12 protein-coding genes are annotated in these 12,905 nt (G+C 65.8%); 6 read left to right on the forward strand and 6 right to left on the reverse strand.

Translation table 11 applies throughout. From position 1 onward, the window contains the following. Window positions 1-16: 16 nt before the first annotated feature. The 6 genes from AC1DS5_RS15415 to AC1DS5_RS15440 all read left to right on the forward strand — a co-directional run bounded on the left by AC1DS5_RS15415 (window position 17) and on the right by AC1DS5_RS15440 (window position 5,631). Window positions 17-1,012 (forward strand): PhzF family phenazine biosynthesis protein, encoded by a 996-nt coding sequence (locus AC1DS5_RS15415; protein ID WP_477719125.1) that lies wholly within the window; start codon window positions 17-19, stop codon window positions 1,010-1,012. A gap of 14 nt (window positions 1,013-1,026) precedes the next feature. After that, a complete protein-coding gene (locus AC1DS5_RS15420) occupies window positions 1,027-1,743 on the forward strand; it encodes a VOC family protein (RefSeq protein WP_477719126.1) in 717 nt (238 codons plus the stop codon). 51 nt (window positions 1,744-1,794) lie between these two features. Next, window positions 1,795-2,433: a LysE family translocator gene (locus tag AC1DS5_RS15425; RefSeq protein ID WP_477719127.1), complete on the forward strand. Its 639-nt coding sequence runs from the start codon at window positions 1,795-1,797 to the stop codon at window positions 2,431-2,433. Between the two features lie 58 nt (window positions 2,434-2,491). Then, window positions 2,492-3,499 (forward strand): threonine dehydratase, encoded by a 1,008-nt coding sequence (locus tag AC1DS5_RS15430; protein ID WP_477719128.1) that lies wholly within the window; start codon window positions 2,492-2,494, stop codon window positions 3,497-3,499. A gap of 110 nt (window positions 3,500-3,609) precedes the next feature. Then, window positions 3,610-4,374 carry a histidine phosphatase family protein gene (locus AC1DS5_RS15435; protein ID WP_477719129.1) on the forward strand — a complete coding sequence of 255 codons (765 nt, stop codon included), beginning with the start codon at window positions 3,610-3,612 and terminating at the stop codon, window positions 4,372-4,374. A 78-nt stretch (window positions 4,375-4,452) separates the two neighbouring features. Next, window positions 4,453-5,631 (forward strand): hypothetical protein, encoded by a 1,179-nt coding sequence (locus tag AC1DS5_RS15440; protein ID WP_477719130.1) that lies wholly within the window; start codon window positions 4,453-4,455, stop codon window positions 5,629-5,631. A gap of 102 nt (window positions 5,632-5,733) precedes the next feature. Here the strand turns inward: AC1DS5_RS15440 and AC1DS5_RS15445 are convergent, their stop codons facing one another. The 6 genes from AC1DS5_RS15445 to AC1DS5_RS15470 form a co-directional block, all read right to left on the reverse strand. Further along, window positions 5,734-7,095 carry a PQQ-dependent sugar dehydrogenase gene (locus tag AC1DS5_RS15445; RefSeq protein ID WP_477719131.1) on the reverse strand — a complete coding sequence of 454 codons (1,362 nt, stop codon included), beginning with the start codon at window positions 7,093-7,095 and terminating at the stop codon, window positions 5,734-5,736. Between the two features lie 489 nt (window positions 7,096-7,584). Further along, the gene (locus AC1DS5_RS15450; RefSeq protein WP_477719132.1) at window positions 7,585-9,462 is read right to left on the reverse strand and encodes a potassium transporter Kup; all 1,878 of its coding nucleotides are present in this window, start codon (window positions 9,460-9,462) and stop codon (window positions 7,585-7,587) included. Between the two features lie 207 nt (window positions 9,463-9,669). Next, a complete protein-coding gene (locus tag AC1DS5_RS15455) occupies window positions 9,670-10,356 on the reverse strand; it encodes a response regulator (protein ID WP_477719133.1) in 687 nt (228 codons plus the stop codon). Further along, complete coding sequence (locus AC1DS5_RS15460; protein WP_477719134.1) at window positions 10,353-10,652, reverse strand: sensor histidine kinase; 300 nt, start codon at window positions 10,650-10,652, stop codon at window positions 10,353-10,355. The genes AC1DS5_RS15455 and AC1DS5_RS15460 overlap by 4 nt, the downstream gene beginning before the upstream one ends. A 35-nt stretch (window positions 10,653-10,687) precedes the next feature. Next, window positions 10,688-11,902 carry a DUF4118 domain-containing protein gene (locus tag AC1DS5_RS15465; protein WP_477719135.1) on the reverse strand — a complete coding sequence of 405 codons (1,215 nt, stop codon included), beginning with the start codon at window positions 11,900-11,902 and terminating at the stop codon, window positions 10,688-10,690. Between the two features lie 131 nt (window positions 11,903-12,033). Next, complete coding sequence (locus AC1DS5_RS15470) at window positions 12,034-12,894, reverse strand: creatininase family protein (RefSeq protein ID WP_477719136.1); 861 nt, start codon at window positions 12,892-12,894, stop codon at window positions 12,034-12,036. Between the last annotated feature and the right edge of the window lie 11 nt (window positions 12,895-12,905).

Here is a 12,905-nt window from a genome sequence, read left to right on the forward strand (position 1 = left end):
CAAACGAACCCACACCATGAAAACCAGACCCTATCAACAAGTCGATGTGTTCACCGCAGCACCTTATTTTGGCAACCCGCTGGCCGTGGTGCTCGACGGTGGCGGCCTCGATGACGAGACGATGCAGCGCTTTGCCCGCTGGACGAACTTGTCGGAGACCACCTTCGTGCAGCCGCCAGCCGACCCGTCGGCCGACTACCGGGTGCGCATCTTCACGCCCGGCGGCGAGCTGCCCTTTGCCGGCCATCCCACGCTGGGCAGCTGCCACAGCTGGCTGCAGGCGGGCGGACAGCCGCGCAACCCGGACTTCATCGTGCAGGAATGCAAGATTGGCCTGGTGAAAATCCGGCGCGAGGGCGCGCGCCTGGCCTTCGCAGCGCCGCCGCTCAAACGCTCCGCGCCCAGCCCGGCGCTGCTGGCCCAGGTCGCCGCCGCCCTCGGCGTGAAAGCGCCGCAGATTCTTGCCGCGCAGCTGCTCGACAACGGGCCGGTCTGGCTCGGCCTGCTGCTGGACAGCCCGGAAACCGTGCTGCAGCTGACGCCCAACCACCTGGAGCTTGAAAAGCTGGACGCCAAGGTCGGCGTGGCGGCCGTCTACCAAGCCGAGGAAACGCCGTCGCTGATCGCCCGAGCCAACCGCGAAGCGCAGGCTTTTGTGGCCCCCACGCTTGCCACTGCGCGTGCTGCGCTGCCCCCCGAGGGGGCTGAACTTGCTCGGGGCGGCCCTTCGCTGCGTTCGATGGCCTCCATGACGGCCAGCGTTGCGCCGGACCTGGAAGTGCGCGCCTTTGTCGCCTCCATCGGCATCAACGAAGACCCGGTGACCGGCAGCCTCAACGCCGGCCTGGCGCAGTGGCTGATCGCGGAAGGTCATGTGCCCGAGCGCTATCTGGCCGCGCAAGGGGTGTGCCTGGGCCGCGCCGGACAAGTTCATATCGAGCGCGATGCCTCAGGGCAGGTGTGGGTCGGCGGTGAATCGGTGACCTGCATCACCGGCCAGGTCATGCTGTAGACCGGGAAAAGACCATGAAAACCGCGGCCCATGCCCACCCGCCCCTGGCGTCGCACGTCGACCACCTGGTGGTGATGGCGGCCAGCCTGGCCGAAGGCGTGCAATGGTGCGAAGCCTTGCTGGGCATCACGCCCGGGCCGGGCGGCGAGCATGCGCTGATGGGAACGCACAACCGTCTCTTCACCGTGGCCTCGCCGGCTTATCCGCAGACCTACCTCGAAATCATGGCCATCCACGCAGGCGCCCCCTGTGCCCGCACGTCCGGTGCCAAGCGCTGGTTTGACCTGGATGACCGGGAGCTGCAGCTGCAACTAGCCAAGCACGGGCCGCAACTGGCGCACTTTGTCGCGAGCACGACGCAGGCACAGGCCGGCGTGCGGGCGCTGGCCCGCCTGGGCCTGGACCGGGGCGAGGTACTGCAAGCCTCGCGCATGACACCGCAGGGCTTGCTGGACTGGAAGATCACCGTGCGCAACGACGGCCAGCGGCTTTTTTACGGCGCGCTGCCGACGCTGATCCAGTGGGGCGCGGTCCACCCGACGCACAGCATGGCCTCCTCAGGCGTCACGCTGCAGTCACTGCACGCCAGCCACCCGCGGCCCGATGCGCTGCGAGCAGGCTACCAGGCCATCGGACTCACCGGCGTGGAGGTTGTGCAGGGCTCCCCCAATCTCATCGCCACGCTGCAAACGCCGCGAGGTGTCGTCACGCTGGAGTCCATGGGCATTTAAAGCGTGGCAAAAGTAAAGAGTAAAGAGAAGAGAAAGAGAAAGAGAAACGCCATGTTGACTGTTCAGGAACTCGCCTGGTTTGCACTTGCTGCGCTCGTGCTGGTGCTCACGCCCGGGCCAAACATGATTTATTGCATTTCGCGCACCCTGTGCCAGGGCCGCAGTGCCGGGCTCATGTCGCTGGGCGGCGTCGTGCTGGGCTTTGTGGTTCATCTGCTGGCCGCCTCATTCGGCCTGACGGCCCTGCTGCTGGCCGTTCCGCTGGCCTTCGACACCATCAAGCTGGCCGGCGCGATGTATTTGCTGTGGCTGGCCTGGCAGGCTGTCAAGCCGGGCGCCTTGGCGCCGTTCGAGACGCGCGAATTGCCGCACGATCCGCCGCGCACGCTGTTCCTCATGGGCTTCATGACCAATCTGCTCAACCCTAAGGTGGCCATGTTTTACCTGTCTTTTTTCCCGCAGTTCCTGCATCCGGAACGCGGCGAGCTGCTGCTGCAAAGCCTGAGCCTGGGCGCCGTGCAGATCGGCATCAGCACCGGCGTCAACACGGTGCTCATCTGCTTCGCGGCCGGGATGGCCGGCTTCCTGAATCGCAACCGCCGCTGGATGCGCGTGCAGCGTTATGTGATGGGCAGCGTGCTGGGCATGCTGGCGCTGCGCCTGCTGTCCGAGAAGCGGGCCGCGGCATGAGCCGCCGGGCCGCTCCCAAGGCGAATGGCACCGCCGCGCGTAGTGCGGAGCTTAAGCCATGAGCACCGCGCTGCACGACGCGCCCGCGGTCACCCCGCGGGCCGATGCCCTTCCTTCGCTGCGCGCCATCGAAGAGGCGGCCGGCGTGGTGTACCGGCAGTTCCAGGCCACGCCGCAATACCGCTGGGGCCTGTCCAGCGAGCGGCTGGGCACCGACTGCTGGATCAAGCACGAGAACCACACGCCCGTCGGCGCCTTCAAGCTTCGCGGCGGGCTGACCTACTTTGACGCGCTGAAAAAAAGCGGCATGCTCCCTCGTGAGATCATCAGCGCCACACGGGGCAACCACGGCCAGAGCATAGGCTGGGCCGCCCGCGCCCATGGCGTGGCCTGCACCATCGTTGTTCCCCACGGCAATTCGCTCGAAAAGAACGCAGCCATGCGTTCACTGGGCGCGACGCTGATCGAGCAGGGCCAGGACTTCCAGGAGAGCCGCGAGTTCGCCATCCGGCTGGCCGCCGAACGCGGCGCCCACATGGTGCCGAGCTTTCATGCTGACCTGCTGCGCGGCGTGAGCACCTATTGGTGGGAATTCATGCGGGCCGTGCCGCAGCTGGATGTGGTGTACGTGCCGATTGGCCAGGGCTCCGGGGCCTGCTCGGCCATTGCCGCCAAGCTGGCGCTCGGGCGCCGGCTGCGCATCGTCGGCGTGGTGAGCGCGCACGCTACCACCTACGCCGACTCCCTGGCGGCAGGCCGCGTGGTGGAGGCGCCGGTGACAACCCGGCTGGCCGACGGCATGGCCTGCCGCATCGCGGACCCGGAAGCGCTTGAACTCATGGCGCCGCACATCGACCACGTGGTGCAGGTCACCGATGACGAGGTCGCGCAGGCCATGCGCGATCTGTATGCGGACACGCACAACGTCGCCGAAGGAGCAGGCGCGGCCAGCTTCGCCGCCGCCATGCAGGAGCGCAGCCAGCTCAAGGGACAGGTGGTCGGCACCACCCTGTGCGGCGGCAATGTGGACAGCGCCACGCTGGCCAGCGTGCTCGCGGCCGGTTAGCGCCACCCGCACGGACCCGCCGGCGGGTCCGTGTCACCCCGGTATCACCCCGCCGCCTCCCCGTCGCCCTTGGGACACGCTCCGGCGCCCGTCTGGCCTAAATTTCAGCCATGGGAACCCTTTACCTCGTGCGCCATGGCCAGGCCTCGTTTGGCGCCGATGACTACGATGTGCTCAGTGCAATGGGGCACCAGCAAAGCCTGCGCCTGGGGGAATACTTCCAGCAGCGGGGCGTGACATTTGACGCCGCACTGACCGGCACCCTGAATCGCCAGATCCAGACCCTTGCCGGCATCTGCCGAGGCATGGGCGTGGAGTTTGTTGCACCGGACAGGGCCGAACGCCGCGACGGGCCGCCCCAAGCAAGTTCAGCCCCCCCGGGGGGCAGCGAAGCACACGCAGTGGCGAGCGTGGGGGCCCATATCCTCTGGCCAGGCCTGAACGAATACGACAGCCATGCGGTCATTGAAACCATTCACCCGCACAAGCTCGAAAAGCCGACTTCGCCCGAGATGTACCGCAGCCACTTTCGCCTGCTGCGCGACGGCCTGGCCCAATGGATGGCCGGCGTCGTCAGCCCCCGGGGCATGCCCAGCTACAACGACTTTGTGGTTGGCGTGACCAGCGCGCTGGACCACGTCCGAAAAAACTGCGAGGGCAATGTGCTGCTGGTCTCCAGCGGCGGGCCGATCGCGACTGCGGTGGGCCATGTGCTGGGCACCAGCCCGGAAACGACGATCGAGCTGAACCTGCGTATCCGCAACTGCTCCGTCACCGAATTCGCTTTCACGCCCAAGCGCCACATGCTGGTGACCTACAACACGCTGCCGCACCTGGAGGGGCCCGAATACGCCAGCTGGATAACCTACGCCTGAGCCCGCGGAGGCCGGCTGGCATGCGGTGTTTTCCCGGTATTGCCGGATCTGCCGCCAGCCCGGATACTCTGCGGCAACATGAGCGCCGACCCTCTTCCCGCACCCCACCTCATACCCGACCCCGGACCCCGCCCCGGCGGCATCCGCCTCCACACCGAAACCAACGAGGCGCTCACAGCGGCCAGCCGCAGCCTGCAGGAACAGCTGGTGCACCTCGGCCTGCAGCGCTACGTCGACATGACGCCCGTGCGCCCGTCGCCGGACAACAAGGGCGTTGAACAGAGCGTTCATCTGCGGGCCGACCTGGCTGACCGCTGGGCGCCCGGCCTGGACACCACCGGCCTGAACCAGCACCTGCAACTCGATACCGGGCAGCGCAACGACGACCTGGACCGGGAAATCCTGCTGGCCATGCTGCTGAGCCCGGTGGGATTTTCGTTTCCCAGCCATGCAGAGCTCGCGTCGGCGGTGCGCATTCGCCGCAACATCGTGCTGGCCGCGCGCAAGACGGCGCTGGCCTTTCACACCAGCGAGGCGGAGCGGCCGCACGACTGCTGGACCTACGCCGAGGGACGCGGCTTTACCGTGCGGCCGGGCCACGCCCTGATTGCGGCGCTGCAGAAAGCCACCCAACCGGAGGACTCGGGCAAGCTGTACTCCTTTTCATGCTACCGGGCCACCGAATACGTGATCCTGCTGGCGATTGCGCAGGAGCTCGAGCGCAGCAATCCGGCACTGCTGCACCAACTGCAGCAGCAGTGGGAGCGCCGGGCCATCATGTCGGGTCAGTTCCATGACGTGTTCCTGCGCGAATACGGCTCCATGGAGGCGCCGCTGCCGCCCCGGTATTACGTGCCGGGCGACCGCCTGTGGTTTCGCAACCCGGACCCGCACTCATCCGATGTGACGGGCTATGAGGGCTCCTGGGTGTTTTATCTGGGCGGCGGGCTCTTCACCAATTTCTGGAAACGGGAGCAGCCCTACACCTTGACATCCAAATGCCTGGAGCTGTTTCATTGGCGCCATGCCACCTACACGGATGCAGCCGGCGAGTTGAAGATCGACGAAAGCATTGTCGAAGCCCGCGTGCAAGACTCGCTGGCCGACGCGACCCAGGCGGCGCAAATCCTGGAGTTGATGCTGCGCCTGCGGGAGCCCAAGGGGGTGTACCAGTCGGGTGGCTGCATAGACACCTCGCGCGAGTACCCGCGCTGGATCCGCCCGGAGACGGCCGACCTGGTGCTGCCGCCCGCCTGAACCGCGTCGCTTCAGTCCGGCCCGTCAACGCGATTGAAGGCGACGTGGGCCATACGTTGCCTTGGTTGCCTTGTTTTGCCAGCAAGGTCTCCTTGCTGGCACTTACTTCGCCGGCATGCCGCCGACGCGCCAGATCACATTGCCGACATCGTCGGCCACCAGCAGCGCGCCGCGCGGGTCCATGGCCACGCCCACGGGCCGGCCGTAGGCCTCGCCGTCAGCGCTCAGAAAACCGGTCAACACATCGACCGGAAGGCCCGCCGGCTTGCCCTTCACAAAGGGCACGAACACGACCTTGTAGCCACTGTGCGGCTGGCGGTTCCAGGAACCATGCTCGCCGACAAATGCGCCGCTGGCCAACAGCGGCGGCATGGCCTGGCCGCTGGAGAAAACCAGGCCCAAGGGCGCAACGTGGGAACCCAGCGCGTAATCGGGTGCGATGGCTTTGGCCACCAGGTCGGGCCGGGGCGGCTGCACCCGCGCATCCACGTGCTGGCCGTAGTAGCTGTAGGGCCAGCCGTAAAACCCGCCGTCGCGCACCGAGGTCAGATAGTCGGGCACTAGGTCGCTGCCGATCTCGTCGCGCTCGTTCACCACCGTCCAGAGTGCGCCGCTTTCAGGGGCCCATCCCATGCCGTTGGGATTGCGCAGGCCCGAGGCAAACACGCGGTAGCTGCCGGTTTTGGGGTCGATCTCCCAGATCGCGGCGCGGCCTTCTTCAGCCGCCATGCCGCGCTCGCCGACATTGCTGTTGGAGCCCACCGTCGCATAGAGTTTGCTGCCGTCGGCGCTGGCGATGATGTTCTTGGTCCAGTGGTGGTTGATGGGGCCGCCCGGCAAGTCCACCACCTTGACCGGCGTAGCAGCGATGCTGGTTTGCCCGCTCTGGTAGGGAAAGCGTACCACCGCGTCGGCATTGGCCACGTAAAGCGTATCGCCCACCAGCGCCATGCCAAACGGCGAGTTCAGGTCTTGCAAAAACACCGTGCGGGTCTCGGCTTGGCCGTCGCCGTCGGCATCGCGCAGCAAAGTGATGCGGTTAGCCGAAGGGCCCGCGGCACCGGCCCGCTTCATCGCCCATTTCATGATCATGCCCTTGAGGCCCTTGCCATCTTCGGGCTTGGGTGGTGCGTTGCTTTCTGCCACCAGCACGTCCCCATTGGGCAGCACATAGACCCAGCGCGGATGGTCCAGGCCGGAAGCCAGGGCGGTGACGGCCAAGCCGGCCATGGGCGTGGGCATCACGCCGGCCGGCCAGCCTTTGGCCGGCGCTATGTTCACGGTGGGAATCAGGCGGGTCGCAGGCTTGGGCAGCGTCGGGTTGGTGCCCATGTCTGCGGAAGGCGGCAGCCGGGTCACGTCACCACAGGCGGCCAGACCGCCCAGCAGCAGGCAGGCCCATGCACCGCGCAGCACCGCTTTCAGGTGGACGTGCCGCTGGAAAGGAACAATCAGCGACTGCATCAATCAGCCCTCCTTTAAAACCGGTGTTTGCCCGGCAGGTAGACGCCCAGATGGACGCCTGCTTGCGCCGATGTAAAAACGCCCCGCGCAAGGCCTTGAAGCGGGCGTTTTGACTATCCGTCTTTTGGATGGCCTTGCCTGTCAGCCGCCCGCGCGGCGCAATGTCAGGGTTTTGCTTCCCGCGTGACCTGCCTTCTCCGTCTGCCACCCAGGCCCTGCGCGTAGCCGACGGCTGGCTGGCGGGGGAATTCGTCCGCAAAACATGAAGGACTTTTTGCCTCAATCTTCCAGTGCAGACAATTCATCTGATTTAGCCGGTTTTTTAGAATTTAAATTCCGTATTTTGGAAATAACCCAGCAAATCCAGCAAATTATTCGGCAGTGGCTACCCGATAATTGAGTCACACTGCGGCAGGGCTTACCGGTCAGGCCCGCAGCACAAGGCTCCAGGCAGGTTACCCCCGGCCTGGGGCCTTGTTTTTTGAGGCCCTAAATCTGCACCCGCGTTCCCAATTCGATGACGCAGTTATTGGGCAGGCGCATGAAACCCACCACGCTGCCCGCATTGCGGGACATGGCGGCAAACAGGGCTTCGCGCCAATGGGCCATGCCGGCCCCCCTGGTCGGCACGACCGTTTCACGGCTCAGGAAGTACGACGTTTCAAACAGATTGAGGGCCAGCCCCTGGGTGCGGCAGAGTTCCAGGGCCTGTGGAATGTCGGGCGTGTTCTTGAAGCCGTAATTCACCTGGACTTTCCAGAAACCGGGAACCAGCGGTGTGACCTGCACGCGCTCCTCGAACGGAATCCAGGGCACCTCGTGGAACACCACGGTGAGAATCAGGTTGCGCTCGTGTATCACCTGGTTGTGCTTGAGGTTGTGCAGCAGCGCCTGCGGCACGGTGTCCGGGTTGGCGACGGCATACACCGCCGTGCGCGGGGTGCGGTGCATGTCGTCGTTCGCCAGGCTGGTGATGAAGGGCAGCAGTTCCGGGTCGTCCTGACGGATGTTCTCGATCAGCAATTCACGTCCGCGTTTCCAGGTCGCCATGACCGTGAAAATGGCTACGCCCAGCACCAGCGGGAACCAGCCGCCCTGCCAGAACTTGAGCGAGCAGGCGATGACCAGCACGGTATCCAGCACCAGGAACACCCCGGTGGCGGCAATCGCTACAGGCAGCGGGTAGCCCCAACCATGGCGGACGACGAAAAAGGTCAGCACCGTCGTGATCAGCATCGTCATGGTCACCGCGATGCCGTAGGCTGCCGCCAGCGCAGACGAACTGCCGAAGCCCACCACGGCCAGCAACACCGCCACCAGCAGGATCCAGTTGACCTCGGGCATGTAGATCTGCCCGGCTTCCCTGGCCGACGTGTAGTTCACCTGCATGCGCGGCAGCAGGCCGAGTTGAATCGCCTGCCTGGTCATGGAGTAGGCGCCGGAAATCACCGCCTGGGAAGCAATCACCGTGGCACAGGTCGCCAGCAGCACGGCAGGAATCAGCCAGGCCTGGGGGTACAGACGGAAAAACGGATTCTCCAGCGCCGAAGGGTCGCGCATCAGCAGCGCACCCTGGCCCATGTAATTGAGCGCCAGGGCGGGCAGCACCAGGCCCATCCATGCGAGCTGGATGGGCCGTTTGCCAAAGTGCCCCATGTCGGCATACAGCGCCTCAACGCCCGTGAACGCCAGCACGATGGCGCCGACCGCGACAAACAGGTGCCACCCCTGTGCATGCAAAAACGCCACGGCGCGCAAGGGGTTGAGCGCCGCCAGGATGGCCGGCTGCTGCATGATCTGCACGACACCCGTGAACGCCAGCACGGCGAACCAGAGCACGATGACCGGGCCGAACAGCTTGCCCACCACGCCGGTACCGTGGCGCTGCACCATGAACAGCCCCATCAGCACCGCCAGGGAAATGGGGAGCACATAAGGTTTCAGCCCCGGCGCCACCACCTCCAGCCCTTCGACCGCGCTCAACACCGAAATGGCGGGGGTGATCACACTGTCGCCGTAAAACAGGGCCGCGCCCAGCACCCCGGTCAGCAGCAGTGCGGTGCGACGCCCCGGCGTCTTGCCGGCGGCCTGGGCCGCCAGGGCCGTCAATGCCATGATGCCGCCTTCGCCACGGTTGCTGGCACGCAGGATCAGCAGCACGTACTTCAGCGTGACGACCATCATCAGGCCCCAAAATATCACGGACACAGCGCCGATCAGGTGGGTGGCATCCAGGGGAACACCGGTGGCCGGGCTGAAGATTTCCTTCATGGTGTACAGCGGGCTGGTGCCGATGTCGCCATACACCACGCCAATGGCGCCCAGGGTGAGCGCCGCCACACCCTGCTTGTCCGAAACTTTATTCATTGAAAGCGATCGTTGAAGAACACGGCAGCACTATCGCCGTGCCTGCATCAGGAACGCATAAGGATGACGCCGGACAAGCGCCGTCCCCAGAGCCTGCGCCGACTCATTCCGTTTCCAGATCAAGCGTGAACGCGAAGGCTCGCCGCAGACAGTGCTATGGCACGGCAAGGCGGGCCGACAAAGTGCACGTTTGATTTGGAAATGGAATCAGGCGTCGGCCAGCCGGTAGCCCACCCCGGTCTCGGTCAGCAGATGCCGCGGCTCGGCCGGGTCCTGCTCGATTTTTGCGCGCAGCTGGGCCATGTACAGCCGCAGGTAGTGCGTGTGCTCGGTGAATTCAGGCCCCCAGACATCGACCAGCAGTTGCCGGTGCGTCACCACCCGGCCGGCGCTGCGCACCAGGCGCGCCAGCAGCTTGAATTCGGTGGGCGTGAGATGCAGGGTTTCACCGGCGCGCTGCACCACATGCGCCGCCAGGTCAATGCGCAGATCGTCCAGCTCATGCACCGTCACGGCCGCGGCCAGCGCCGTGCCGCGATGCCGCAAGGCAACCCGGATGCGTGCCAGCAGCTCGCCCACGCTGAAGGGCTTGGTGAGGTAGTCATCCGCCCCTGCATCGAGCAGCGCGATCTTCTGCGCCTCCTGATGGCGGGCCGACACGACGATGATGGGCACCGACTTGTGTCGGCGCACTTCGCGCACCAGTTCCACGCCATCCCCATCGGGAAGCCCCAAATCGAGAACGATGACATCGGGCGGGTCATGGCGCAGCAGCGCGCCAGCTTCGCTCAGCGAGGCCGCGGTCTGGACGTCAAAACCCTCGACGGCGAGGGAGGACTGCATCAGCGCCCGTATTTCCCGGTCGTCTTCCACGACCAGCACCCGCAGGGTCATGGCAGGTCCTTCCCGGCGGGTTGGGCCTCGATCGGCAGGCTGACGGTGAAACAGCTGCCACCCCCACTGCGGCGCCTGAGCGCCAGCTGCCCGCCATGGGCTGCGGCAATGGCGCGGCACACCGCCAGGCCCAGCCCGGCACCCCGGTGGCCGGATTGCTCACCGCGCGCATAGGGCTCGAAAATCGTTTCCTGATCTGCCTCGGCAACGCCGGGTCCGCGGTCTTTCACCGCGATCTCCAGTTCCTGGCCGTTGGCGTTGGCGCTCGCACCCGCCCCACCCGCCTTGCTCACCACACCCACTGTCAGGTCGATGGTGCCGTCGCTGTACTTCAGCGCGTTACGAGCAGGTTGCCCAGCATCTGGGCGAGCAGCACCGGGTCCGCCCTGACCAGCGGCAAGCCACTCGCCACTCTGGATTTGATGCGGCGCTGCGGGTCACGCTGGCGCACGCGCGCCAGCACGGCCCCGACGATCTCCTCGATGGACTCCCAATCGCGGCGAAGCGCCTGCTCCGAGCTCGACAGCCGCACGAATTGCAGGGTGTTCTCCGTCACCTCGGTCAGGTAGGACGCCTCATTGACAATGCTGCCCAGCAGCCGGTCCTGATCCGGCAAGGGCAGCCGGTCGCGCTGGGTTTGCAGCGACGATGCGGCGCCCACGATCGCGGCCAGCGGGGTGCGCAGATCGTGCGACACCGCGGCGAGAAAGGTGCTTTGCAGTTGATGGCGTTGCATCTCGCCCTGCGCCGCGACGACCGAGGCACTGAGGCGCAGCCGCCACAGGGACTGCGCCAGCAAGGCACACAGCGCCTGCGCATGCTCCCGGCCATCCGTATCGCCAGACAGCGCGGGACGAACACAGGCCGCACCGACAACAGTGCGCTCCTTGTCACCCAGCGGGAGGTACCAGGCATTGAGCCCCGGCCAGCGTCCGGTTCCCGGCCCGAGCACGGCAGCCTCGGTCATGCAGCAGCGCAGGCCATCCAGCACGGGGGTCGGCGGCGCGGCGCCATCGGGTGCCTCGGGTGCCTCCTGCGGCTCATTGGCCAATATCAGGGTGCACGGCCCGGCGAAGGCAGCGGCCAGCGCCTGCCGCCCCAGCGACAGGACTTCCGCCGGTGAGGCCGCACTGGCCAGGTCGGTGGACAAGCCCTGCAGCTGGCGCGCCCGCCGCTCACTCAGGCGGGCCATCTCCGACTCGCGCCGAAGACGCGTCGCCAGATGGCTGATGACCAGCGCCAGCACCAGCATGGTCGCCAGTCCGATGAAGAGCTCGCGATTTTCGACGACCAGCGTCCAGCGTGGGGGCACAAAAAAGAAGTTCAATGCGGTGACGGCACCGACTGCGCAAGCAACCGATTCGATCCAGCGCAGCCGGTACGAGGCGATGACGACGGCCAGCACGTAGACCATGGCCTGGCTCATGAGCGCCACATGCTGGTCGAGCAACATGCCGACAAGCGTGGCCGCCAGCAGCAGCAGCGCAACCGTGACCCAGCCTCGGGCTGATGCGACACCGCCTTCCCGGACCGTTGGAGCATTCATCATGCGATCAGCGTAACACCGGGCATATCAGGATCGCATTAGGAACGCCTCTGGAATGCCTCCGGAACACTTTTGGATGCAACAGGAACGGAGCCGAGGAGGCGGCGATTACCGCGGAATTCAGCCGCCCCTCAGAACGCGATCCGGTCGCTCAGCGTGTCGGCCGGCAACTGGTCCATCTCATCAAGCAGTTTCGCCAGGCTGCGGCCAGCCGCATCCAGCAGGGCGTGGCCCTTGGCGGCCGTGGCAGCGGCCGCATTGCCCACGGCACCCTGCGGGTTGTAGTCCTGCATCTGCCAGGCCAGCTTGGCGCTGCGGCCATCGCCCAGGATGCTGAATTTCCCGGCCCGGTCCTGCGAGGTGGAATGAAAGTCCTGCGCCTTCGTCATATCCACCTGCTCGGGCTTGAGGGCCAGCATCATCGAGGTCTCCATCTCGCCGGCATGGATACCGAAGCGGTGCTCCTGCGCACTGAACAGGTCTGCCACGGAATCCCCTTGTTCGTTGACCAGAGGCAGGTTGAACCAGTTCACGCTGTACACCAGCATGCCAAGGCGTGCACGCAAGTCACGCGCCACCACATCCAGCAGCCCCACCTGACCACCGTGCGAGTTGAGCAGCACGAGTTTTTGAACGCCTGCCGCCGCTACCGACTCGGCGATCCCGGTCCAGAGCTGGATGATTGTTTCGGCATTCAAGGTGAGCGTGCCCGCAAAGCGCGTGTGCTCGGGACTGAAGCCGACCGATTGCGTCGGCAAAAACAGCACAGGCAAATCCACCGGCAGCTGCGGCAGCGCGGCGGCAATCACGCCCTCCACCAGCGTCGCATCCACATTGAGCGGCAGGTGCGGGCCGTGCTGCTCAATCGCCGCGACCGGCAGCACGGCAATGGCACGGGCCATGTCGAGCCGCGCAAAGTCGGGACTTTTGAGGTCAGCCCAGAAACGGGAGGCAGCGATGGGGACGGCCAGGGTGGGCGTTGCAGGGTTCATGGGCGTATTTT

This window comes from Polaromonas sp. P4_H1, assembly GCF_056400945.1.

What these genes read in the sequence shown, in the direction of transcription:
- AC1DS5_RS15415 (WP_477719125.1), top strand. Translation starts at nt 17, where the DNA reads ATGAAAACCAGACCCTATCAACAAGTCGATGTGTTCACCGCAGCACCT.
- AC1DS5_RS15420 (WP_477719126.1), top strand. Translation starts at nt 1,027, where the DNA reads ATGAAAACCGCGGCCCATGCCCACCCGCCCCTGGCGTCGCACGTCGAC.
- AC1DS5_RS15425 (WP_477719127.1), top strand. Translation starts at nt 1,795, where the DNA reads ATGTTGACTGTTCAGGAACTCGCCTGGTTTGCACTTGCTGCGCTCGTG.
- AC1DS5_RS15430 (WP_477719128.1), top strand. Translation starts at nt 2,492, where the DNA reads ATGAGCACCGCGCTGCACGACGCGCCCGCGGTCACCCCGCGGGCCGAT.
- AC1DS5_RS15435 (WP_477719129.1), top strand. Translation starts at nt 3,610, where the DNA reads ATGGGAACCCTTTACCTCGTGCGCCATGGCCAGGCCTCGTTTGGCGCC.
- AC1DS5_RS15440 (WP_477719130.1), top strand. Translation starts at nt 4,453, where the DNA reads ATGAGCGCCGACCCTCTTCCCGCACCCCACCTCATACCCGACCCCGGA.
- AC1DS5_RS15445 (WP_477719131.1), bottom strand. Translation starts at nt 7,095, where the DNA reads ATGCAGTCGCTGATTGTTCCTTTCCAGCGGCACGTCCACCTGAAAGCG.
- AC1DS5_RS15450 (WP_477719132.1), bottom strand. Translation starts at nt 9,462, where the DNA reads ATGAATAAAGTTTCGGACAAGCAGGGTGTGGCGGCGCTCACCCTGGGC.
- AC1DS5_RS15455 (WP_477719133.1), bottom strand. Translation starts at nt 10,356, where the DNA reads ATGACCCTGCGGGTGCTGGTCGTGGAAGACGACCGGGAAATACGGGCG.
- AC1DS5_RS15465 (WP_477719135.1), bottom strand. Translation starts at nt 11,902, where the DNA reads ATGAATGCTCCAACGGTCCGGGAAGGCGGTGTCGCATCAGCCCGAGGC.
- AC1DS5_RS15470 (WP_477719136.1), bottom strand. Translation starts at nt 12,894, where the DNA reads ATGAACCCTGCAACGCCCACCCTGGCCGTCCCCATCGCTGCCTCCCGT.